The following is a 23,963-nucleotide window of genomic DNA, read 5'->3' as shown; positions in this document are numbered from 1 at the left end:
CCTTTTAAAGAAGTTTAGCTGTCACGAAAATTGCTTGTAAAAAGAATTCTCAAGATTGATTGGAGCCACCATGTTGGAAGCCCTTAAGCATTTACCCCAGGCAGAAGAAAGTCAGGAAACGCTGCGTTCGCATTTCACTGATTTGAATCCCGCACTGAACAAGCGCCAGGCAGCAATAGAAAGTGACCGCTGCCTCTATTGTTACGACGCTCCCTGCACCCGCATCTGCCCGTCAGAAATTGACGTGCCCAGCTTTATCCAGAATATTGCTGTCGGCAATATCAATGGTGCGGCCAAAGTCATTCTCGATCAAAATATCCTTGGTGCAAGCTGCTCACGCGTTTGCCCGACCGAGATTTTGTGCGAGCATGCCTGCGTGCGCAATCATGATGCAGAAGGTGCACCAGTCAAGATTGGTCTGCTGCAACGCTTTGCACTCGACAATGCAAAATTCGAACAACATCCTTTCCAGCGTGCTGCCAGCACAGGCAAGAAAATCGCTATCGTTGGTGGTGGCCCGGCAGGTTTATCCTGTGCGCACAGGCTGGCGACATTAGGTCATGATGTCGTGATTTTTGAAGCCAAGCAAAAATCCGGCGGCCTCAATGAATACGGTATCGCCAAATACAAACTGACAGAAGACAGCGCCCAGCGTGAAGTTGAATTCCTGCTGCAAATTGGCGGCATCACTGTCAAACATGAGCAGGTACTGGGCCACAATCTGCAACTGGCAGATTTGCGGCGTGATTATGATGCCGTCTTCCTCGGCCTTGGCCTGGGTGCCAGTCGCCAGTTGGGGCTGACAGGTGAAGACGCACCCGGCCTGATGGCTGCGGTAGATTACATCGCTGAACTACGCCAGGCAGAAGACCTGACTAAATTGCCCGTGCCCAAACAATGCGTGGTTATCGGTGCCGGTAATACCGCCATCGATATGGCAGTGCAAATCGCCCGCCTTGGTGCAGAGCAGGTCACACTCGTGTATCGCCGTGGTGCAGAACATATGTCTGCCACCCATCATGAACAAGACATTGCCAAAGCCAACCAGGTGCGCATAGTCACCTGGGCACAACCGCAAGAAGTCTTGCGTGATGCAGAAGGCAAGGTCAGCGGCATGCGCTTTGCCCGTACCAAAGAAGTGGGTGGCAAATTGCAAGCCAGCGGTGCCACTATTGACATCCCCGCACAAGCCATCTTCAAGGCAATCGGCCAAAGCATGGACAATAGCAGCCTGTCAGACGACCTGGCAAAAGACCTGCAAAAGCAGAATGACAAAATCCATGTGGATGCGCAGTATCGCACCAGCGTATCCGGTATTTATGCCGGTGGCGATTGTATCGCCGACGGGCAGGACCTGACGGTACAGGCAGTCCAACATGGCAAGCTGGCAGCGCTGGCGATTGATAATGATTTGAAAGCGAAGGTGTAATATGGCTGACCTCTCGATTAACTTTGCCGGCATCAAGGCACCCAATCCTTTTTGGCTGGCTTCTGCACCACCGACTGACAAGGCTTATAACGTTATCCGCGCTTTTGAAGCAGGCTGGGGTGGCGTAGTCTGGAAAACCCTGGGTGAAGATCCACCACCGGTCAACGTCTCTTCACGTTACTCTGCCCACTTTGGCAAGAACCGTGAAGTCATTGGCTTTAATAATATCGAACTCATCACCGACCGCAGTCTGGAAATCAACCTGCGTGAAATCACCCAGGTCAAAAAAGACTGGCCAGACCGCGCCATGATCGTGTCTTTGATGTACCCCTGCGAAGAAGAAAGCTGGGCGCGCATCCTGCCACTGGTAGAAGCTACAGGTGCAGACGGCATAGAGCTCAATTTCGGTTGCCCGCACGGCATGCCAGAACGCGGCATGGGCGCAGCCGTAGGGCAGGTGCCAGAATATGTGGAAATGATCACGTGCTGGTGCAAGAAGTATTGCTCACTGCCCGTCATCGTCAAGCTCACACCTAATATCACTGACGTGCGCATACCAGCCCGCGCTGCGTTCAATGGTGGTGCAGATGCCGTGTCCCTCATCAACACCATCAACTCGATCACCTCGATAGATCTTGACCAAATGATCGCCCGCCCCATCGTCGGCACACAAAGCACGCATGGCGGTTACTGCGGTAGCGCAGTCAAGCCTATCGCTTTGAACATGGTCGCAGAAATCGCCCGTGACCCGGCCACCAAGGGCTTGCCTATCTCTGGCATAGGCGGCATAGGCAACTGGCGCGATGCAGCAGAGTTCCTGGCGTTGGGTGCAGGTTCAGTGCAGGTCTGTACCGCTGCCATGTTGCATGGTTTCCGCATCGTCAAGGAAATGACAGACGGCTTGTCGCGCTGGATGGATGAAAAAGGTTACGAGCGCATCAGCGATTTTGCCGGTAAGGCAGTGGCCAACACCACTGACTGGAAATACCTGGACATGAACTATGCCGTCATTGCAGAAATCGATCAGGACAAGTGCATACAATGTGGCCGCTGCTACATCGCCTGCGAAGACACCTCGCACCAGTCCATCGCGCAGTTGATCGCTGACAATGGCAACCGCAAATACGAAGTCATCAAGGAAGAATGCGTAGGCTGCAACCTCTGCCAGATCACTTGCCCGGTAGAACAGTGCATCACCATGGTGCCCCAGGCGACTGGCAAGCCATATATGAACTGGACGCAAGACCCGCGTAACCCGCGTGCAGTGTTGAAATAATTGCTTGTACTTGGAGGGGAGTGGGGGTATAAATTCTGTTAACTTAGCGGAAATTAAAAACCTTAAGACCATTAACCACAGAGGCACAGAGACACAGAGAAAGACAAAAGAGAGTATTTGTTTTTCTTATGGTTTTCTCTGTGTCTCTGTGCCTCTGTGTTGAGAGGTCTTTACGATGCACCCCTTGGAATAAAGTTTGCTAAGGCTTTTGTACCTGAAATTTTTCGAATATTCCACCTGGAGAAGAGTATATGCAGACACAAAGCGGGCAACTTTGGAATGAAGATTTAGCACCTACTTCAGAAGCACAGCGCACCTGGCGCTGGTATCACTTCGCCGCTTTGTGGGTGGGTATGGTCATGTGTATCCCGGCCTATACCCTGGCAGCCAGCCTTATCGAAGGCGGCATGTCGGGTTACCAGGCGGTGGTGACCGTGTTTATTGCCAATGCCATCGTACTCGTCCCCATGTTGCTGATAGGCCATGCTGGTGCCAAATACGGCATCCCTTATGCGGTGCTGGCACGCACTTCCTTTGGCGTACGCGGTGCCCGTTTGCCTGCCCTCATGCGTGCCATTGTTGCCTGTGGCTGGTATGGCATACAAACCTGGTTTGGCGGGCAAATGATTTATACCCTTGGCGGGGTATTGATCGGTCATCCTCTCGGTGGTGACAATATTGCTGGCCTGGGCATTAATGCCGCGCAACTGGTTTGTTTCCTGATTTTCTGGGCCATACAGTTCTGGTATATCTTCCACGGCATGGATTCCATACGCAAGCTGGAAACCTATACTGCACCACTCAAAATCATTATCTGCTTCGTCCTGCTGGGCTGGGTCTATAACAAGGCAGGCGGCTTTGGCCCTATCCTTGATCAACCATCCCAGTTCGTCGAAGGCGGTAAAAAAGCCGGGCAATTCTGGTCAGCCTTCTGGCCTTCACTGACTGCCATGGTTGGTTTCTGGGCTACGCTGGCCTTGAACATCCCTGACTTTACCCGTTTCGCCAAATCACAAAAAGACCAGATCCTCGGCCAGACCATAGGCTTGCCTGCCCCCATGGGCTTGCTGGCGCTGCTGGCTGTGATCGTCACCTCTGCCACCGTTGTCTTGTACGGCAAAGCCCTGTGGGACCCGGTAGACCTCGCCAGCCGCATGACAGGCATTGCCGTGTTGATCGCCTTGCTGATCTTGCTGATAGACACCGTATCCGTCAACCTGGCCGCCAACCTCGTTGGCCCGGCTTATGATTTCTCTGCCCTGAACCCTAAGCTGATTTCGTATAAGACCGGTGGCTATATCACCGCATCCATCGCCCTGATCATGATGCCGTGGAAGATTCTGGAATCTACCCAGGGTTACATCTTCACCTGGCTGATCGGTTATTCCGCCTTGCTTGGCCCCATCGCCGGTATTTTGATTATTGATTATTACTTCATCCGCAAGACAGAGATTGATGTCAATGCCCTGTACCAGGATGAAGGCAAGTACAGCTATAAAAATGGCTGGAACATGGCCGCCGTGATCGCTTTCGTGATCGGCGTCTTGCCGAATATTCCGGGTTTCTTGAACGCGGCTTTCCCTGCCAGCTTCCCGGCTATTCCAGAAGTATTAAAAACCATTTACACCTACGCCTGGTTCGTCGGCCTTGCCTTGTCTGGCGTGGTGTATATGGGTTTGATGAGTGGTAAAAAGGTTTGAATTTTGAATGTGTAAAATCACGGAGTAGGTGTTGAAGGATGAGGTTGGCGAATGCGTAGGTTGGGCTACGGTTTATCAGCCCAACACTCGGCTTTCAAAAACGTACACGTTAGTTTAAGCCCAGTGTTGGGCAGATAAAGCGATGCCTAGCGAGGCCCGGCCCAACCTACGAGAAACGACTCCTGTGATTTACACACCCAATGAATTAATGAAGGAACTGCCATGACCATCCTGATACGCGGCGGCACTGTCGTCAACGCAGACCGCGAATTTAAAGCCGATGTCCTCTGCGACAATGGCAAAATCATCGCCGTCGGCGACAATCTCGACGCACCTGCGGGTGCTGAAATCATCGACGCTGGCGGCCTCTACGTCATGCCCGGCGGCATAGACCCGCACACCCACATGCAATTGCCTTTCATGGGCACGGTCACGCAAGATGATTTCTTTACCGGCACGGCTGCTGGCCTGGCGGGCGGCACGACAAGCATCATCGACTTCGTCATCCCCAACCCGCAACAAAGCCTGATGGAAGCCTTCAACATCTGGCGCAGCTGGGCAGAAAAATCTGCCGGTGATTATTCCTTCCACGTCGCCGTCACCTGGTGGGATGAGACTGTCCATGCCGACATGGGCAAGCTCGTCAATGAACATGGCGTCAACAGCTTCAAGCACTTCATGGCCTATAAAAATGCCATCATGGCCGATGATGAAATCCTGGTAAAAAGCTTTTCCCGCGCACTGGAACTCGGTGCCATACCGACCGTGCATGCAGAAAATGGCGAACTCGTTTATGTCCTGCAGCAAGAGCTCATGAAAAAAGGCATGACAGGCCCACAGTCCCACCCCCTGTCACGCCCGCCCATGGTAGAAGGCGAAGCCGCTCAGCGTGCCATTGCCATTGCCAATGTACTCAACACCCCGCTGTATATCGTGCACGTATCCTGCCAGGAATCACTCGACGCCATCACCCGCGCCCGTGCCCATGGCCAGCGCGTGTTTGGCGAAGTGCTGGCAGGCCACCTCGTTATTGATGACAGCGTCTACAAGAATCCGGACTTTTCCCAGTCCGCAGGTCATGTCATGAGCCCGCCTTTCCGCAGCAGTCATCATCAAGAGGCCCTGTGGCAAGGCCTGCAAGGCGGCAATCTGCATACCACCGCCACTGACCACTGCACCTTCTGCGCCGCTCAAAAAGCCGCAGGCAAGGATGACTTCACCAAGATACCCAATGGCTGCGGTGGTGTAGAAGAACGCATGATGATCTTGTGGGATGCTGGTGTGAATACAGGCCGCCTGACGCCATCAGAATTCGTCAAGGTCACCTCTGCCAACTGCGCACAGATTTTCAATATCTACCCACGCAAAGGCGTGATTGCGGGAGGGGCCGATGCCGACATCGTCCTGTGGGATGTCAATGGCACCAAGACACTATCAGCCAAGACACAATTCTCCAAAGGTGATTTCAATGTCTTTGAAGGCCGCACCGTCAAGGGCATACCAACGCACACCATCAGCGGTGGCAAACTGGTGTTCAAACAAGGTGAATTAATGGCAGAGATGGGAGCAGGGCGCTATATCAAGCGTCCGTCCTTCTCGCCCATGTTTCAAGCGCTGAACAAAATGCGCGCTTAAGAAATTATCAAAGGATTTAACATGACTACCGTAAATCTACGCATCAATGGCGACCGTCTCTGGGCCTCATTGATGGAACTGGCACAAATCGGTGCCACCCCAAAAGGCGGCGTCAAACGCCTGGCCCTGACTGATCTTGATAAACAAGGCCGCGACCTCGTTGTTTCCTGGGCCAAACAGGCTGGCCTCACCGTCACCATAGACCAGATAGGCAATGTCTTCATGCGCAGGGCAGGCAAGAACCCGGCACTGCCACCCATCATGTCCGGCAGCCATATCGACACCCAGCCCACAGGCGGCAAGTTCGACGGCAACTACGGCGTGCTGGCCGCTCTGGAAGTCGTGCGCACCCTTAACGACCACAACATAGAGACAGAAGCACCGATAGAAGTCGCCTTCTGGACCAATGAAGAAGGCTCACGCTTCGTCCCAGTCATGATGGGCTCAGGCGTATTCTGTGGTGCATTCTCGCTGGAAACAGCCTATGCCGCCAAAGACACCGAAGGCAAAACCGTAGGCGATGAACTCGAACGTATAGGCTACAAAGGCACAGAAGTACCAGGCCAGCACCCCATAGGTGCCTACTTTGAAACACATATAGAACAAGGCCCGGTACTAGAAGATGCTGACAAAGTCATCGGCGTCGTCCCTGGCGTGCTTGGCCTCTCATGGTACGACTGCATCGTCACCGGCATGGAAGCCCACGCAGGCCCCACCCCCATGGCCCTGCGCAAAGACGCCTTGCAAATCTCCACCAAAATCATGCAGGAAGTCGTCAACATCGGCAACCGCTACCCGCCCTATGGCCGTGGCACGGTTGGCATGGTGCAGGTATTCCCCAACAGCCGTAACGTCATCCCGGGCGAAGTCAAATTCAGCATAGACCTGCGCAATGTATCGTCCGAATTGCTGGACACCATGCACAATGAAATCCTCGCCTTCGTCGACAAGACCAGCAAGGACAGTGGCCTGAGCATCAGCGTAGAACGCGTCTCCTACTACCCCCCATGCCCCTTCCACCCGGATTGCGTCAACGCCGTACGCGAAGCCACCACCACCCTGGGCTACAGCACCATGGACGTAGTGTCCGGCGCAGGCCACGACGCCATCTACACCGCCAGGTTGGCTCCATCCGGCATGATCTTCGTGCCCTGCAAGGACGGTATCAGCCATAATGAAATTGAAGATGCGAAATCAGAACACCTGGAGGCAGGGTGCAATGTGTTGTTGCATGCGATGTTGGGGAGGGCGGGGGCGGTATAGTAACTTCACGCGAGACGACTCTGGCAAGATATGAATTGATGCTCATTGCGGAACTGGAAAATCTTGATTTGATCCAGTTTTTCAATGAGCATTATCTCTTAGTCTCAACGGCATTTTTTATGAAATCCATACTGCTGCATTGCGCGCTATAGCAAGATCGCAGGCGCGAATAATATTACCCAGTCTATGACTGTAAGGATAGGCATTATCTAAAGCATGCAGCAATGTAGTGACCTCTTCCTTCAACTTGGCCACGTCGCTACCAAGCGCAAGAACATCCTGATGCTTGAGTGAACATAATAAAGAAAGTCCAAGTTTCGCGCTTTCGGGCGATCCATATACTGTGCTACGCCACTGTTCAAGTCCAGCTAAATGCTCACCTGATTGTAGCGGTATTTCATCTAACAATTTGCCTGTCAATTCATCCACATAAATTACGGTAACTGTAAGTGTCATTTTTTGCGCCGGTTATCCATCTGTTTTCTGTTGTTCAATCTCAATAAATCCGCGCTAAGAAGTCATTCAAGCTTGCTTTAATATAATACGCTTGTAAGCTTTAATTTATTAAGTCTTTCAATCAAGCGAATTCCAGACAGCATGGATCAGTACACTATACTGTAAGCAAGTTTTTTAAAATAACCTCCGCTATTAATGCCATGAATGAAGAAACTGAAAAACTGCCAGTATCATTTGAAATAATGATCACTGGTGCCAGCAGAATAAAATTCCTGCTGAAAGAGTATCTGACGCATCCATCAAAATATATCCGGGCGAGAGATGAAGATTTTGCAAATTTATACTGTGACCCCGGCGGATATGTGTGGGGCGTGGTGATTCCAGAATCAGTGCCAGGAATATTACGCCTACCTTACCTGAAGCGATGCAATAGTTATCTTGTCGGTGATGATAATCTTGAAGTCAAGCAGCCGATTATTTAGATTCTTTTTTTCATAAATTATGTACAAACTGTTCAAGCTTGATGATTTTTTTGAGATTAAAGGAAAAGGTCTGGCCTTGGCTGGTATTGCAGACAATAAAGAATTGACTCTTCCTGCAAAGACCAACATCATTTTTGCAAAAAAACAGAATTCAGATTTTCTTCCGCTTACTCTTCTCGATGCGGAATATATGCGCAATTGCTGGTCTTCACATAAGCCTAGAAATATGATCTTGCTTGTTGCGATGGATGAATTCACACGCGATTTAGAAAGAGGCGTTGAGATTTGGTGCAGTCCCGCAGAGCCCATAGATCCTGATCTTTAAGTTGTATGGATGCTTTCCTTCATATATACGTATGTATATCGAACTCATTTATCTGCACAGAGTTCATGAACGTTTTCCCGTATTCCAGATAGATTCCTGACTTCAGGAACGAGGCAAACAATTCCGTAATAATATGCCGGTCCTTTTTTATGAAGCTCATGATCTTGATGGCTTCTGACAGGGTCTTGCCTTCGGGCAGAGGGCCGATCGGTGCCACGACAAAGATAGTGATTTTGGTGTAGATCGTTATTACCAGGATGACTGCAATGGCAAGCTGATTTTCATGCTTTTTTCATTGTTGGGCAGTATGAGTAATTATGGATGCATGTCCGTCTGGCTAAGGTATTTTTCGATAATTTGTTTGCGCAATTTTTCCAGCTCGCCACTGGCTTGCATGGTTCTGATGACTTGCTCGACTTTGGGTATCAGGTCTTTGTGTTTTTCATGCAGAAAATGATAAATCTCGGTTCTTTGTAAAGGTGGTGTCAATAATCTGATTTTGTTTTCAAGACCCAATTTTTTTATGACAACAAGACCACTAAATGCGTCTGACACGGCAACGTCCATGCGATTTTCTGAGAGCATGATCATGAGTTGTTCGAGACTATTTGCCATATACACGGTTTTCATTCCCTTGGTGCCATCCTCTGATGTACCAACTCCCCGCACGATGCCGATACTATAGTCTTTGATGTCGTCCCAGGCTTTGATCTCAAATTGATATTTCGCTGAGAATACAGAGGGCTCAATATAATTGATGGCGGGGCGCACTGCCTTCAGTGTGGGGTATTGGCTTTCGACATGGATGTTTCTTTGTACTTCACCATCCAGCATGCCGGTACTTGATTCCATAAGCGCTCTTTTTGCCGGGCGATCAACCAGCTCCATAGGAATATTCAAGCGTTTGTAGACGACCTTGAGAATTTCACCGCCGACGAACTGATCTGGTATTTTTTCAATACGGGCAATATGTAACGGGGTTTGGGCCCTGGCAGCCGCGCACAATGCCAGTGTTGCAAAAATTGCCAGAATGGTCAATATTGCTTTCACGCCAATTCCTTCAGATCAGATTGTTGAGGAACAGCTACCGTATCAATGAATTGTGACAAGCTTTGATTACTGCTTGATCTGTGCTCGTGCTTCAATTTGTATTCAAGTTTGTAATTCAGCTTATCCCTGTCTTGATTTTAGGACTGATTGATGTGCATCGGGTGGTTTTTAAACAGAGGGGTTAGCCATATCCTTCATAAGTTGTCCGGCAATACATGCAGATATTATATTTATATGCGGCTTTGGTATTCCAAATTCATATACTTAGACGTAGTTTATTCATATTTTTAATTGGACCTGTCGCCATACACTCATTACTTCACTTATTCAGCTATTTCGTCATGAAAATCATCAGATTGATTATGTATCGACTGCCCCGGAGATGCTAGCCCTTACGCTGACAGAAACATTTGCACCGTTACACATTGGTGTTAAAGCGGAAAAATTTTCTGCTGAATTGATCGCAGCACAGATCGTTCATGCCTTACCTGGTGTGCTACCGCCTTCATTGCGACTGCTATCTGTTGTCAGAATTACTCCTGACAAAATACGTGATGACGTAAAAGCTGGCGTTGCCAGTTTTACTCTGGATCCGCTTTGTATAGCTGGGGCTGAACGCTGCTGCCGTGCTGCGGGCTGTCAATTGTCAGCGCACTTGCATCAATACCCAAATTAACGACGATAACGAAGATAGCGAAGATAACAACCAGGAAATGGAAATGCAAAATAATATGAGACAAAACGAAATCAAAAAAACATTTTCCGACATGGGCAAGCGTACAAAAATTGCGCTTGCCATGTGCTCACTCTGGCTGGCATGTTCACACGCACAAGCAGCTAATTTGCTGAAGATAGACGCAAGCGGCTTGACAGAGGATCCGGTATCGGGTCATCTGAAAATGGGTACTGCGGTTTCACCCAAAGGCGAACGGCTGGGGGCAAATAACCAGTACCTGACGCGCAATGGACAAGCCTGGTTGCCAGTGATGGGAGAGTTCCATTATTCACGCAGCCCTGCAGCCAGTTGGGAAGCCGAACTGCGCAAGATGAAATCGTCCGGCATTGATATTGTCGCAAGCTATGTGATCTGGAACCATCATGAAGAGCATGAAGGTCAGTTCAACTGGAAAGCTAACCGCGATTTGCGGCACTTTATACAATTGTGCGGCAAAGTTGGTTTGAATGTCGTGGTACGTGTTGGCCCATGGGCGCATGCAGAGGCACGTTTTGGCGGCATACCTGACTGGGTTGTGGATGCCATGCCGACGCGTGGTGATGATCCGCAATACATGCATTTTGTTGAGCGCCTGTATGCACAGATCGGGCAGCAGGTGCAAGGTCAGTTATGGAAAAACGGTGGCCCTGTCATCGGTGTCCAGCTGGAAAACGAATACAACTTGCGTGGGCCTGGCGAAGGGGAAGGACATATCCTGGCACTCAAACGCCTGGCGCTGAAAGCGGGAATGGATGTTCCCTTATATACGGTAACAGGCTGGGATGGCACCGTTTATCCGTCAGGTGAAGTAACCCCGGTATTTGGTGGTTATCCGGATGAACCCTGGGGTGTCAGTACCAAGGAATTACCGCCCAAGGAAACCTATGCATTCCGTTTCGATAGCCGTGTCAGTGGCGATCTGGGGGCGCAAACAGCAGCCACTGCGCCTGGTACCGCAGAAACCGACATTGCACTCACGCCTTTCCTGGGTGCCGAATATGGTGCAGGCCTGCCCGCGATGTATCGCCGCCGCACCCTGGTCTCACCAGATGATATTGCATCCATGTTGCCGGTGCAGCTAGGTTCCGGTGTGAACCTGATGGGCTACTACATGTATCACGGCGGGCGCAATCCTGTCAGTCAGCCATCAATGGAAGAAAGCACGCTCAGTGGCGGCTATAACGATACCCCAAAGATTACCTATGACTTTAATGCCCCCCTGGGCCCTGATGGCCAGCAACGGCCTGTACTGACACGCTTGCGCCCGTTCCATTATTTCTTGCATGACTTTGGTACACGCCTGGCACCAATGACCGTACGCAAGCCAGAACTGGTACCTGCATCAGCGCAGGAATTGACCACCCCGCGTTTCTCGGTAAGAAGCAAGGGTGACAGCGCGTTCTTGTTTGTGAACAACCACGTGCGCCAATATGCGATGCCCTTGCAATCCGGCTTGCAGTTTTCCGTCAAGTTGCCGCATGAAACACTGGTTTTCCCGCAGCAGGGCGTTGATGTTGCCGACGGTAGTTATTTCATCTGGCCGATTAATTTTGATCTTGATGGCACGCTGTTGAGCTACGCCACAGCACAGCCGGTAGCCCGTCTGGACAATGGCAAAGATGGCGTGCTCTATGTATTTTCTGCCGCAAAAGGGATACCTGTGGAACTGGCGTTTAACGCTGATGTGGCACCGTACCTGAATGCGCCATCTGCCAAACTGAGCAAGCTGGCGAATCGCGTTATAGTCGACAAAATAACTCCGGGAACATCGGCAACCCTGACGATCAATCGTCCCGGGTCAAAACCAGTGACAATTCTGGTACTGACACCAGAACAGGTGCAGCAATTGAATATCGGCGTGCTGGGTGGCCAACGGCGTCTGGTCATCAGTGAACAGGATGCCTACTTTGATGCGGACAGTTTGCAGTTGCGATCCGCAGGGCAAGAAAATTTCAGGGTAGCGATTTATCCTGCCCTTGCCAGCAAACCTGCGGCCAATCAGACACTGGCTGCCGCAGCGAATGATGGTGTGTTTCAGGTATTTGAAGCGCACTTCCCAAAATTGCATGCGGACCTTAGTATCAAGCAGACCAGGGCGGCACGAAAAATGCCTGCAGTCATGATAGGTGGTCTGGCCAAGGCAGCCATGCAGCCCATCCCTGAAAATTTCAGCCATGCTGCGACATGGCAAATATCCGCACCAAAAGCACAATTAAAAGGGTTGGATGATGCATTGCTGGAAATCGATTTTGTGGGTGATATCGGGCGATTGTTTACTGGCACACGCATGCTGGATGACTGGTATTACAACGGCCAGAAATGGCAAATCAATTTGAAATCACTCGGCGCTTCCCTGGATCAGGGGCTGACGCTGAACGTGCTTCCATTACGATCTGATGCGCCCATTTATTTACCGAAAGAGCACCGTCCCCAGTTTGATGGACAGACACAAATCGCAAGCTTGCGTAATTTGCGTGTGATTCCCGTTTATCAGTTGCGTTTAAGCACAAAGTGAAAAAGAGGGGGCCTAACTATATTCAATGGTATGCCTGACACGCTTTTTGATGATGGTGATGTTTAAGTGATTCAAAAATTTTTTAGAAAATAAATACGAAAAAATCACGTTTCATCAGTGATCGTACGGCCATTTCAGATGAATTTATTGCGACCAGATCAGGTATATGAATTTCACATAGTATTCGCGAAATAATTCATTAGCTTGCAATGACTTCGATCAATAAGATGATTGAAATTCATTTCATCAATAGGGGCCTTATTTATTCTGATGGATGAAACGAGTTCAAAAAACTCTGGAACTTAGAAAGAGTTACATCCTGCCGCTATTCCGGCAGTGCTATAAAAAAATTCAGGAGACAAAATGAAGCAAAAGAAAATCAGTTGGATTATTCATGCCTTGTTCATGATGCCAGCAATCAGTGCGACTGCCTTTGCCCAGGAAAAACCGGCAGCGCCAGCAACAGCAGCAACTGAGGAAGTGCAACAGATCACTGTGAGTGGCATCCGTGCTTCGGTACGTAATGCGCTCGCAAGCAAAGAAGCGTCCAACAGCATGATTGAAGCCATTGCTTCAGAAGATATAGGGAAATTGCCGGATACAACAATCGCAGAGTCACTGGCACGCTTGCCTGGTCTGTCGTCAGGATTGGATCGCGGTAATGCAAGTCAGATTGTGGCGCGCGGCATGGGCCCACGCTTTATTGGCGCGACACTCAATGGTCGTGAATTGGCATCCACTGAACCGGCCCGTGCGGTGCGCTTTGAACAATTCCCGTCAGAATCTTTAAGTGGCGCAACCGTATATAAAACACAATCTGCTGAAATCACAGAAGGCGGGATTGCGACAACGATAGATTTGCAGACAGTACAGCCACTGAAATTCAATGGTCGCCAGATTTCTCTGAGGGCGGATGCTTTGTATTATCCTATGGGCGATCAAATTCCCGGTGCAAAAAGTAAAACGCCGCGTGTTGGCGGTGTCTACATCGATCAATTCAATAATAATACCCTGGGTGTAGCGCTGGCTTTCAGTTATCAGGACCAGCCTTCACTCCAAAAAAATATAAGACATTGGGGTTTTAATGAAGATCATTCCGCAGATTTGAATGGTGACGGCAAAATAGATAAAACGCCCTGGGGCTTTGGTGACGATGTCAAACGCGGTACAGATAAACGCACCAGCCTGCTTGGCAAAGTCGAATGGAAAGCCAGCCCCAATGCCTTGATTACCGGTGACGTTTATTATGCAAAAGCAGCCATTGACGAGCCGGGTTTACAGCACTGGACCGGCGATGTCGGTAACTGGGATGGCTGGCAAAAAGCCAATTACAGCAACATCGATATTCGCAATGGCTATGTGGTGGGCGCGACAGTAAAAGACGTTGGCCTGACCACCAATGACTATAAGTGGGTGCAAGACAATACCAATGTGGCTGGTGGTATCAATGGCAAGTTTACGATAGGCGACTGGAAGGTAGAAACAGACTTGTCGACGTCACGCGCGAAACGTGACAGCCAGTGGCGTGACCTACGCCTGTTTGCAAAAAACAATAGCACACTCACCTGGTCGTTTACCGGGGATGACCGTCAGGTTTACGCTTTGGGGCAAGACTCAGGAAACCCGGCAGCATTTGGCGCACCAACGATGTATGTTGATACTGACGGCCACTTGAAGGATGAATTGAATGGCTTCCATCTGAATGCAGCCCGTGGTGTTGATTGGGGTGCAGTAAGCCGTATCAAGTTTGGTGCCCGATTTACTGACCGTGAAAAATCATATAACCAAACGACATGGAGTGTATCTCCAACAGGAACGATACCCGATTCGGCATATGAAACCATACGCGTTGACGGTTTTGCGCCATTCATTGCACTGAAAAATTTTGATGCCTCTTCTTTCGCCGTCTTTGGTGCAAATGCATTCAATGCCAACGGTCGTCCACAAACACAGAATGATTTACTGTCGGGCTGGAAAGTCAAAGAGCGTAGTTCGTCACTCTATGCGCAGGCTGATCTCGATGGTACGGTCCTGGGAACAGGATATCGCGGCAATGCTGGCGTGCGCGTCGTACACACCAGCCAAACTGGCGAAGGCATGCAATCATTGAGTGGTGCAGCACCAACGCCAGTGCAGGGTGGGACTTCTTATACAGAGATCTTGCCTAGTCTGAATCTGATATTTTCTATGGACGACAAACAGGAAAAGCAGGTGCGTTTCAGTCTGGCACGTGCCATGTCACGTGCCCCGCTGGATGAAATGCGTGCATCACGTAATTTGAATGTCGACCCCAATCCTGTACAGCCTTTGACAGGCAATACCGGTAATCCTGAACTGAAGCCAATGATGTCGAATCAAATGGATCTGGCTTATCAATGGTATTTTGCCAAAGGTGCTTTGGCATCGGCTGGCGTGTTCTATAAACAGGTTTCACGCTATATAGGCATTACCGAGGACAAGACCAGCATCAATGGCCGCAGTGCGCTGATCACGCGTTCAGTCAATGGTGGCGGTGGCAATGTCAAAGGCCTGGAACTTGTGTATCAACAAGCATTTACCGGCTTGCCTGCGCCATTCGATGGTTTGGGTGTACACGGTAATTATGCCTACACTGAAAGTGACATCAAAGAAAATATGCCTTCAGTGAATCCTTTCCCTATTGAAGGTCTGATGAAACACAATGGCGGTATCACTATCTGGTACGAAAAAGCTGGTTATGAAGCACGACTCTCTGCCAACTACCATAGTGCTTTCGTTCGCAACCCGACCTGGGCTGCTGGTCAACTGATACTGAATGGTGCCGAGACTTACCTGACCTTGAATCTGTCCAGGCAGATCACACCGCAGTTACAAGTGCGATTTGGTATCGACAACATGACTAACCAGAAAGTCGTTTATACCAGTGCAAATAATCCATACCAACAAGAAGTGACCGAATTTGGCCGTCGTTTTAATTTGGGACTTACTTACAAGATGTAATTTTTTGCTGAAGAAGGGCGACGAAAATCGCCCTTTTTTTTTACAAATTTTTCTCTCAATAAAATTTATCAGGTCATGAAGTATTCCCATTTTTTTTCTGTGGTGTGCCTGGTGTTGGTGAGCTATGCCAACGCCAGCCCACAAAATGTGTCAGACACGACTACGATGGAAATTACATCTGCTGATTCAGTAAAAACAGGGAAAAACTTTGCCAAAGGATCGGACATTAGCTGGCTGTCAGAAATGGAAGCATCTGGCTATGAATTTTTTAGTAAGGCAGGCGTCAAGCAGGATATTTTCCTGACTTTAAAAGAACAAGGCATGAACGCCGTGCGCTTGCGGGTGTGGGTGAATCCTGCAGATGGCTGGAATGGCTTGCCAGATGTACTGGCCAAGGCGCAACGGGCAAAACAGGCGGGTATGCGCATCATGATCGATTTTCACTACAGCGATACCTGGGCCGACCCCGGACACCAGACCAAGCCAGCCGCATGGAGTCAGCACAGTATTGCTGAGTTGCGCACAGACATCGCGCAACATACCTCTGCGACCCTGCTTGCCCTGCGTGATGCAGGTATCACACCTGAATGGGTACAAGTCGGCAACGAAACCAATGACGGCATGCTGTGGGACAGTGCACGGCCTTCCAAATCTGCCAGCAACATGAAAAATTATGCAGAGTTGACGACTGCTGCCTATGACGCAGTCAAGCAGGTTTTTCCTGCAACCCTGGTCATCGTGCATCTGGCCAATTGCCATAATAACGAAGGGTTTCGCTGGATTTTTGACGGTTTGAAAAACAATGGCGGCAAGTTTGATGTCATCGGCGCGTCATCGTATCCGCTAGAAGCCACCGGTCACACATGGCAATCAGCAAACAATGCCTGCCTTGCCAATTTGAATGATATGACAGATCGTTATCAAGTGCCTGTCATGGTGACAGAAGTTGGCGCACCCTGGGACCACCCGCAGGCGAAAGCCATTTTGAGTGATGTTATCGCCAAGGTCCGTTCGGTCAGTCAAAACAGAGGCCTGGGGGTGATGTATTGGGAAGCCCAATCCTATAAAAACTGGAAAGGCTATACCTTCGGTGCTTTTGGTAACACAGGAAAACCGACTCAAGCACTAGATGCATTTCTAAACTAAGGTGCAAAACAGGTCGGTGTAAATCTGCAAAATGCCTGCGGTATTTATGAAGCGAATTCTTGAGTGGACATATGTGATGACATCACATGCGTATGTTTCTTTGCTTATTGATATCCTATACTTATCCGCTGATCTTTATAGGCTATGGTCTTCGCCAACAGCCGCAACCTCATCCCCGGCGAAGCCAAATTCAACATAGACCTGCGCAATGTGTCTTCAGAATTGCTAGACACCATGCACAATGAAATCCTCGCCTTCGTCGATAAGACCAGCAAGGACAGTGGCCTAAGTATCAGCGTAGAACGCGTATCCTACTATCCCCCATCCCCTTCCACACAGACTGCGTCAACGTCGTACACGAAGCCACAGCCACTCTGGGCTATAGCACATGGACGTAGTATCAGGCGCAGGCCACGACGCCATCTACACCTCCAGACGCGGCCCCTCAGGCATGATCTTCGTGCCCTGCAAGGATGGTATCAGCCACAATGAAATTGAAGATGCGAAGTCAGAACACCTGGAGGCGGGATGCAATGTGTTGTTGCATGCGATGTTGGGGTAGATGTTTCGGTTGAAATGATTTAGGTAAGATTGAATGGATGCTCGCTGCGGATCAGGAGGGTCTCTTTGACCGAATCCAGCGTCGGAGCGGGCATCTTTTTATTGCAATTGGAACGGAGACGTAAAAGATTGCTAGTATTTTTAATTCATATTATGAAACCTCGGTAGAACGTCCAACCCACTCATCCTATCGCTCCGGAGTGCTGTCAATGACTGGCCTAAAATCAATACCACTTTCAAAATGAGTAAATTCAGATGGAATTTTTGCAGTCACTGAACAGCGTAAGCGCATATTCAAAGGCGCATCCAAATTAATACACTTTACGTGCACTTTTAAATCGCTATTTTCAGCATGCAATAATGCATCTAAATCTTGAGCGTAGTATTTAGGGCAGTAGCCTAATAGGGCTTTGGGTGATTCACTGCGTAGTGCTAAAGCCATTGGATCAAACTCATTTTGACTGTCTTTCATCAAGAACAATCTAGAATCTATTTTTAGCTCCGAAATTAGATTAATTGTTGATTTCGGTAGATAAACCAAACTCCGGGCAAAGAATTCCAGTTTATAAAATCCATCACTTGTCAAAATAGGCGGTTGAAAAAGTTCAATTAAGTCCGTTCCACGAACTCCTCCAGTTAGAGCCAACATGCTCATATTATCTTCTGGCGCATCATTTAGCCCGAGCCAACGAAGGTAGTCTCGAAACTCAGGTCTTGATTTATTAATTAATCGATTTGAAAAAAGCGGGAATAGTGTATCTGACTCATACACAACGTCCAACTTGTCCATTCGACCAAAAGGCGCAAACCCTTTTGCGCGAAAAACGCCTTGAGTGTAAGAAAAAAGATATTTATTATTTTCATAGATCAAGCTTGCAATCGGAATCCACTCTAGTGAATCTGGTTGCTGCCATGCGACAAATAGAGTACTTTTCATGATGTTTTTAATGCTAACAATCGATTAATATTTAATTCAAGTAATTGTGCAGTGAATTTTTTCGCTACTAATGACATATGCTCTTCAGGTACCATATTAATGGTGGTATTAATTTTTTCCATTGATATCTCGCTTAATCTGCGGAGCCACGCGTTCGCAGCAACAGGCTGACCTTTCGAAAAAAATTCAAATAATTCGTAAGTAGAATATGGTTTGATTCTTTTGTCTGACGACGCGTTAGGGAAAAGAGATGACCTTGCTCTAAGAATATATGCATTTAGTGATTGACCTTGATCTTTAGTAGTCAATCTTTCAAGTCTTTTTTGATCAGTTTCGTTCCGCCCCATACTAGAACCGTGGTCATATGACGGCGCAAGAAATAGTCCATTTGTTGTTTTAATAACGCCCCAATTTTCGGAGTGCCTATCTTGATTTGCTATCCATGCATCAAATAAAATATAACCAACAAAAATATCTAAGGCAGATGTAACTCCATCAAAAGCTTTAAATCCAATTGGTGGAGAAATTGTGTCAATATTCTGTTTGAAGTATTCGAAAACACGACTAGCCGTATGACTTCGTTCGGTATAGTACTTACGTTTATCATTCCCATCTGTGCCTGTGATTCTTCCTAGTACAAGTTCATTTCCATGAAATAGTTGTGCTAAGGGTGGCACAAATGATGGCGATAAAACTCCAAATTTTTTTTCATATTGAGCAAGTTCATAGCTTGCGTGTGGAATGCCAAGCATTTCTGCAAACTCACACGCTAATTTTTCAGCCCAATTCTCCCCAGTATTCGGCCTTCCTTCTTTAAAAAGATGGTGAGTGTCAGCTATTTTGAACCAAAATTTGTACTTGGTTCCCATCTGCTCAGAAAATTCAGCAGCATCCGGTGGAATTGTATGAATCGTGAACATCAGATAAAGTTAAGTACGAAACTCAGAGTTTTATCATGAAAAAAAAGAATAATCTAATCTACATCGAAATCTTTTGTTTTTTCATTAGCATGCAATTGTTATTGCGGCAACAATTGCATGGTGTAATTTGTTTCCATAAACAATCGGGCGCTCATAGCAAAACCCGATAACTCCTGATGCGGTATTATACATTAAAATACGAATTTGCATTAATTTCAATTCAATTTCGTATTGCATTGAGTGGTGAGTGATTGCATATTTGAAAATAACAAATTTCAAACAAATATAGCTGTTTGTTGCCGGGCGATCGATCATGTTGTTACGCTTAACCGCTTTTCTTTCCAAGAAAACACCCAACAATCGCATCAGCAACCGCTCTGACCCGCGCAGTGCGGGCAAGGTCGCCATGCATGACCAACCAGACGTCGTAGCTTTCATGGCGGTCTGGCCACAGGCGCGTGAGCAGGGGGTCGTTTTCTGCGAGGTGGACTGCCAGTTCTGCTATGCCCATGCCGGCGCGGGTGGCTTCCAGCATCATCATGGCGCTACTGACTTCAATGGTGACGCGGGCGTTGGTGATGGGCAGGCCGCAGATTTTTTCTGCGTGGCGGGGTGCGATACGGTGCTGGTAGCTGATGATGTCGTGGCCGTCGAGGCCTTTGCTCTCTGCTGTTACTTCGTGTTTTTCCAGGTAGGTTTTTGCCGCGAACAGGCCGAGCTTGCGCTTGGTCAGGTGGCGGGCTATGAGGCCGGGGGCGGTGGGCCTGATGAGGCGCACTGCTATATCTGCCTCGCGTCTGGTGAGGTTGCTCAGTTGTGTTGCGGTGCTCAGCACGATGCGGATGTCGGGGTGGCTGGCGTGCAGCTTTTGCATGGCGGGGATGACGAAGTGGCTGGCCATGGTATCTGACGTAGCAACGCGCACTACGCCTGAGAGGCGGTTGTCTATTACAGCGATTTCGCGCTGCAATTTGTCTGAGGCTTTTTCCATCATCTCGGCGGCTGCCAGTGCATGTTCGCCTGCTGGTGTGGCCACATAGCCTGAAGGCCTGAGCAAGAACAGCCGCGCATTCAAATACTATCAGCTATCCGTATCGTTGCGATCAGACGTACATATTTGTTTTTTGAACGCAGGCGCAAGTGTGGTGCCCAGAGTAGCGCAAAGCCTGTGCATTTTGCGATATGGCGCGTGCCGTCAGGATAGATTTTCAGTCGGTGCCTGGGCAAGTGTTTGGAATACATTCCCTTCAGCAGTTGCTGTATGGATTTTGGGTTTGTGCGTTTTACTAATCCTGTATAAGTACCTTTGGAATCAGGATAACGATACGGTCTTTGACCATAATAACGTATGCCTATGTCGCGTTGAAAAGGCGTAGGCAAGAAATAGGATTCGTCGGTTTCTTTCCAGATATAAGGATGATTGAAATTCAGTGGTTTGCGGAATACCCACAGACCGTAGCGCAGGTTTTTTCTGGCACTGGTATTTGAGGGAAGTTTCGTTATATCAGTAAGATCAGATGAAATGGATTCAGGCATTAATTTTTTTTAAAATTATCTCAAATAATGAGAGTTTAAAGTTAAAGTGAATGATATCAAATCAGATAGCATTGCACTTTGCAAGCACAAGAAGAAGAGTATGAAACGAAGATCACGATCAGGGACAGCAGAAAGTTCAGAAGAGTTCTCTGGCATGTCATTGGAAGAAATCAACGCTGATATACAGCGTTGTCAATTGTTTGCTGAAATTGGTGGTTCTAGTCAAGGGAGAAAAGCCTTTTTCAAACGCCTGGTTTTGTTGGAAAAGCAAAGAGAATTGTTGTTTGAAATTGAGGCTCCGCGACGAACTTTTCGCCAACGCTAGGGTAGTGATTGTCAACAGCCGCGAATCGCCATTATGTGTATATGGGCGGTTGTTCGCGGCTGAGGCCGCTCCTACGGGTGGTAAAGGCATTTCCCTGGGATTTGATTTTCCTAATTATTTGGCAAATCCTTAAATCTCGCATAGGGCATATCAATCAGGCTGCGCACGGCTGGTCTCATCCATCGTCTGGATGGAAACACCAGGTGGATGATGTCGAGTTACCTGCATCTCTTGTGTTCGCCCCTCTGGGCTGCGACGTATCGTCGAAAGGTGGTCAGCGGCGAAGACGTTATGACCTGCGGGGAAACGAGTTTGCGCTGACGCATAGGAGCCTTCGGCTAGTATCTGTAAAAAATCCCAATTCTGTGCCTCGACGTTCAAATCGAGACCAGATAAAAATATTAATTTATGCAAATAAATCATTGACTTACCAGCGTCTGATGTGAAAACCTTGGACACTATTGATATATATTTAGGTAACATCTGCTTAAGTGTAGCGAGCGGCGCCAGTTTACGCATTGAAAACCTGGAAGCATAGTCGTACGACTGTACGGGGAGCATCGCAGGCCCAAAATAGCGTCGCGCAGTAACTTCATCAGAGATTCCTCAGGTTTATCTTCATATTTAATTCACACGCGTTAGCGAAACCATGGTCATCCGACGTACCCGTACCGAATTTTGGGGCACAGACCCGCAGAGGCTTGAAACGCCGGGCTTCAGCTTTCACCTGATGGCAGCCAATCCGCCCGAAGATGAAGTGCAAACGCATATGCATGAAGAGGCGCATTTTGTATTGGTTTTGTCCGGGGCCTACATGTCGTCGGCCAAGCATGCTCCCGTCATTTCAAATACACCGTTGTTGATTTTCAACCCCGCAGGTACGACGCATCGAGACAGGTTCCTGGGTGGGCGTGGACGTTTTCTCGCTATTTCTGGAGGCGACACCGAGGGTTTTGGTTTTGCCACGTCCTTGCGTGATCTGTATGCTTTGCAGGTGGCTAAACGTGTAGCGCTTGATTTTGAAAGGCAAAATCTTAGCCAGTTACAACTGGAAGGAAGTGCGCAACAACTGCTGGCCGCGTGCAGCCCTTTGACTACTGACGAAAGCGGGCGCGCATCTCAACCACCTGCCTGGCTCAGGGATGCTTTTGAAATGATTTTTACCAGCGACGATTCCGATCTGAGCGTTGCCAATGTCGCCGCCTTTGCCGGCGTGCACCCGGTTCACCTGGCGCGTGTATTTCGTCGCTATCTGCATTGTTCTCCGGGCGAATATTTGCGTGGCAGGCGGCTGGAAAGGGTCGCCACCGTCATCGGCGCTGCCACCGCTTCCCTGGCAGATGCTGCCTGCGCGACTGGCTTTGTCGATCAGGCCCACATGACCCGCAGCTTTCACCAAACCTTTGGCCTAACCCCTGGTGACTGGCGCTCATGGCGGGCAGAGCAGGATGTTTCGCCGATACAATCAGGCTAGGCAAATAGTCGCCATAATCATGGTTTATCATCTGATTGTCCTGATACCTGTCATGAAATGTTACCTGTGCTCACGAGCGAAATTTGTTTTCGTCCTCATCTGCTTCATGCTGCTGTTTTCTCCAGCGCACGCGCAAAAATCCCGGCCTGATAAAGAACTCAATACCATACTGACGCAATGGGATCAGGACGAACATAAGGACCTGCGTAGCGTCCTGATCCTGCAGCAAGGAAAAATGATCGCCGAGCACTATTACAACGGCGCAACGGCAGCGTCTCTGCATGATGCCCGCTCTGTCGGCAAAAGCATCACATCTTTGCTGCTTGGGGCTGCCGTGGACCGTGGCAGCATACGAAGCATAAACGAGCCAGTGTGGCACTATTGGCCTGCCAGCAAAGGCAGTGTGGCAGGCGAGGCGACCCTGGCCCACGTGCTGAGCATGCGTTCCGGCCTGGCTGCCTATGATGCTGACCAGGCATCTCCGGGCAATGAAGAAAAGCTCGATGCTGCATCTGATCCGCTCGCTTTTATGCTCGCATTGCCAGCAGATGGCATTCCTGGCACAAGCTACCGCTATAACTCCGTCACTGCCTATCTGGCTGGCATTACAGTCGAAAAAGCCACCGGACAGGATCTGGAGTCATTCGCCCGCACAAGCTTGTTCCAGCCAATGGGTATCCGCCATTGGCAGTGGGGTCGCGATGTAGCGGGGCACCCCAAAGGGCAGGGCAATCTGTCACTGACTGCGCGTGACTTCGCCAAAATTGGTCAACTGGTGCTCGACAAGGGGATGTATCAAGGCCAGCGTGTCATCAGCGCTGCCTGGATAGAGGCCATGCTGACACCACAGGTAAGCATTGCTGATGTAGATAATTATGCCGACAACTATGCTTATTTCTGGTATTCGAAAACACAGATAATCAAAGGGAAGACTGTTCTTGTCTTTTTTGCCTCTGGCAACGGCGGTAATAAAATCTACGTCATCCCATCTCTTCATGCTGTCGTCGTCGTCACCTCCAGCGCCTATGGAAAAGGCTATGGCCAGCGTCGTTCAGAAAACATCCTGAAGTCGATTCTTGCAGAAAAATTGAATCAATGATGTTGATTGAAGCTACGGCTACATCGTCGGATGACTTCACCATTCGATAGTTTATGAAAACTGGACCAGGCGGTATTTCATGATAGCCAGTGTGACCGCGCTACTGGATCAATGTATCTCTCATGTTTTGCGCCAACTCG

At 49.0% G+C, this 23,963-nt stretch carries 20 protein-coding genes and 1 pseudogene; 14 read left to right on the top strand and 7 right to left on the bottom strand.

Annotation, left to right across the window (positions count from 1 at the left end; genetic code table 11):
- The first annotated feature begins 70 nt into the window (after positions 1-70).
- From ACO0LD_RS19805 to ACO0LD_RS19785, 5 genes are all read left to right on the top strand, one after another.
- On the top strand, positions 71-1,429 hold the full coding sequence (locus ACO0LD_RS19805) for an NAD(P)-dependent oxidoreductase (RefSeq protein WP_423009895.1): 1,359 nt from the start codon (positions 71-73) through the stop codon (positions 1,427-1,429).
- Position 1,430: 1 nt separating this feature from the next.
- Positions 1,431-2,705, top strand: a complete 1,275-nt coding sequence (gene preA, locus ACO0LD_RS19800) for an NAD-dependent dihydropyrimidine dehydrogenase subunit PreA (RefSeq protein ID WP_423009894.1) — start codon at positions 1,431-1,433, stop codon at positions 2,703-2,705.
- A gap of 251 nt (positions 2,706-2,956) precedes the next feature.
- Positions 2,957-4,405, top strand: coding sequence for an NCS1 family nucleobase:cation symporter-1 (locus ACO0LD_RS19795; RefSeq protein ID WP_423009893.1), 1,449 nt, complete (start codon positions 2,957-2,959; stop codon positions 4,403-4,405).
- Between the two features lie 222 nt (positions 4,406-4,627).
- Positions 4,628-6,040: a dihydropyrimidinase gene (gene hydA / locus ACO0LD_RS19790; RefSeq protein WP_423009892.1), complete on the top strand. Its 1,413-nt coding sequence runs from the start codon at positions 4,628-4,630 to the stop codon at positions 6,038-6,040.
- A 21-nt stretch (positions 6,041-6,061) separates the two neighbouring features.
- On the top strand, positions 6,062-7,303 hold the full coding sequence (locus ACO0LD_RS19785) for a Zn-dependent hydrolase (protein WP_423009891.1): 1,242 nt from the start codon (positions 6,062-6,064) through the stop codon (positions 7,301-7,303).
- Between the two features lie 117 nt (positions 7,304-7,420).
- Here ACO0LD_RS19785 and ACO0LD_RS19780 read toward each other — a convergent pair whose 3' ends face one another.
- Positions 7,421-7,759 (bottom strand): hypothetical protein, encoded by a 339-nt coding sequence (locus tag ACO0LD_RS19780; protein WP_423009890.1) that lies wholly within the window; start codon positions 7,757-7,759, stop codon positions 7,421-7,423.
- Positions 7,760-7,959: 200 nt separating this feature from the next.
- On the opposite strand from ACO0LD_RS19780, the gene ACO0LD_RS19775 reads away from it, so the two are divergent.
- Positions 7,960-8,241: a hypothetical protein gene (locus ACO0LD_RS19775; protein WP_423009889.1), complete on the top strand. Its 282-nt coding sequence runs from the start codon at positions 7,960-7,962 to the stop codon at positions 8,239-8,241.
- A 19-nt stretch (positions 8,242-8,260) separates the two neighbouring features.
- The gene (locus ACO0LD_RS19770) at positions 8,261-8,566 is read left to right on the top strand and encodes a hypothetical protein (protein WP_423009888.1); all 306 of its coding nucleotides are present in this window, start codon (positions 8,261-8,263) and stop codon (positions 8,564-8,566) included.
- Between the two features lie 315 nt (positions 8,567-8,881).
- Here ACO0LD_RS19770 and ACO0LD_RS19765 read toward each other — a convergent pair whose 3' ends face one another.
- Positions 8,882-9,616, bottom strand: coding sequence for a substrate-binding periplasmic protein (locus ACO0LD_RS19765; protein ID WP_423009887.1), 735 nt, complete (start codon positions 9,614-9,616; stop codon positions 8,882-8,884).
- A 719-nt stretch (positions 9,617-10,335) separates the two neighbouring features.
- On the opposite strand from ACO0LD_RS19765, the gene ACO0LD_RS19760 reads away from it, so the two are divergent.
- From ACO0LD_RS19760 to ACO0LD_RS19745, 4 genes and pseudogenes are all read left to right on the top strand, one after another.
- A complete protein-coding gene (locus ACO0LD_RS19760) occupies positions 10,336-12,846 on the top strand; it encodes a beta-galactosidase (protein ID WP_423009886.1) in 2,511 nt (836 codons plus the stop codon).
- 363 nt (positions 12,847-13,209) lie between these two features.
- Positions 13,210-15,825: a TonB-dependent receptor gene (locus ACO0LD_RS19755; RefSeq protein WP_423009885.1), complete on the top strand. Its 2,616-nt coding sequence runs from the start codon at positions 13,210-13,212 to the stop codon at positions 15,823-15,825.
- A gap of 75 nt (positions 15,826-15,900) precedes the next feature.
- Positions 15,901-16,971 carry a glycoside hydrolase family 53 protein gene (locus ACO0LD_RS19750; RefSeq protein ID WP_423009884.1) on the top strand — a complete coding sequence of 357 codons (1,071 nt, stop codon included), beginning with the start codon at positions 15,901-15,903 and terminating at the stop codon, positions 16,969-16,971.
- A 147-nt stretch (positions 16,972-17,118) separates the two neighbouring features.
- Positions 17,119-17,533 (top strand): annotated as a pseudogene (locus ACO0LD_RS19745) (M20/M25/M40 family metallo-hydrolase); the annotation flags it as partial.
- A gap of 186 nt (positions 17,534-17,719) precedes the next feature.
- Here the strand turns inward: ACO0LD_RS19745 and ACO0LD_RS19740 are convergent.
- The 4 genes from ACO0LD_RS19740 to ACO0LD_RS19725 all read right to left on the bottom strand — a co-directional run bounded on the left by ACO0LD_RS19740 (position 17,720) and on the right by ACO0LD_RS19725 (position 20,925).
- Complete coding sequence (locus ACO0LD_RS19740) at positions 17,720-18,469, bottom strand: HIRAN domain-containing protein (RefSeq protein ID WP_423009883.1); 750 nt, start codon at positions 18,467-18,469, stop codon at positions 17,720-17,722.
- Positions 18,466-19,389 (bottom strand): HipA domain-containing protein, encoded by a 924-nt coding sequence (locus ACO0LD_RS19735; RefSeq protein ID WP_423009882.1) that lies wholly within the window; start codon positions 19,387-19,389, stop codon positions 18,466-18,468. Before ACO0LD_RS19735 ends, ACO0LD_RS19740 begins: the two co-directional genes overlap by 4 nt.
- A gap of 325 nt (positions 19,390-19,714) precedes the next feature.
- Positions 19,715-20,464, bottom strand: coding sequence for a LysR family transcriptional regulator (locus ACO0LD_RS19730; RefSeq protein WP_423009881.1), 750 nt, complete (start codon positions 20,462-20,464; stop codon positions 19,715-19,717).
- Complete coding sequence (locus tag ACO0LD_RS19725; protein WP_423009880.1) at positions 20,461-20,925, bottom strand: hypothetical protein; 465 nt, start codon at positions 20,923-20,925, stop codon at positions 20,461-20,463. Before ACO0LD_RS19725 ends, ACO0LD_RS19730 begins: the two co-directional genes overlap by 4 nt.
- 100 nt (positions 20,926-21,025) lie before the next feature.
- On the opposite strand from ACO0LD_RS19725, the gene ACO0LD_RS19720 reads away from it, so the two are divergent.
- Positions 21,026-21,250 (top strand): hypothetical protein, encoded by a 225-nt coding sequence (locus tag ACO0LD_RS19720; protein ID WP_423009879.1) that lies wholly within the window; start codon positions 21,026-21,028, stop codon positions 21,248-21,250.
- 150 nt (positions 21,251-21,400) lie between these two features.
- On the opposite strand, the gene ACO0LD_RS19715 is transcribed toward ACO0LD_RS19720, so the two are convergent.
- On the bottom strand, positions 21,401-21,769 hold the full coding sequence (locus ACO0LD_RS19715) for a hypothetical protein (RefSeq protein ID WP_423009878.1): 369 nt from the start codon (positions 21,767-21,769) through the stop codon (positions 21,401-21,403).
- Between the two features lie 130 nt (positions 21,770-21,899).
- Here ACO0LD_RS19715 and ACO0LD_RS19710 point away from each other — a divergent pair, with 130 nt between their 5' ends.
- Together ACO0LD_RS19710 and ACO0LD_RS19705 are read left to right on the top strand one after the other, a co-directional pair.
- Positions 21,900-22,724: a helix-turn-helix transcriptional regulator gene (locus ACO0LD_RS19710; RefSeq protein ID WP_423009877.1), complete on the top strand. Its 825-nt coding sequence runs from the start codon at positions 21,900-21,902 to the stop codon at positions 22,722-22,724.
- Between the two features lie 19 nt (positions 22,725-22,743).
- On the top strand, positions 22,744-23,823 hold the full coding sequence (locus ACO0LD_RS19705; protein ID WP_423009876.1) for a serine hydrolase domain-containing protein: 1,080 nt from the start codon (positions 22,744-22,746) through the stop codon (positions 23,821-23,823).
- Positions 23,824-23,963 lie beyond the last annotated feature (140 nt).

Source organism: Undibacterium sp. Ji83W (assembly GCF_049340385.1).
Lineage (GTDB): Bacteria > Pseudomonadota > Gammaproteobacteria > Burkholderiales > Burkholderiaceae_D > Undibacterium.
The sequence above is the reverse complement of the archived record's forward strand: the minus strand, read 5'-3'. Positions and strand labels throughout refer to the sequence as shown.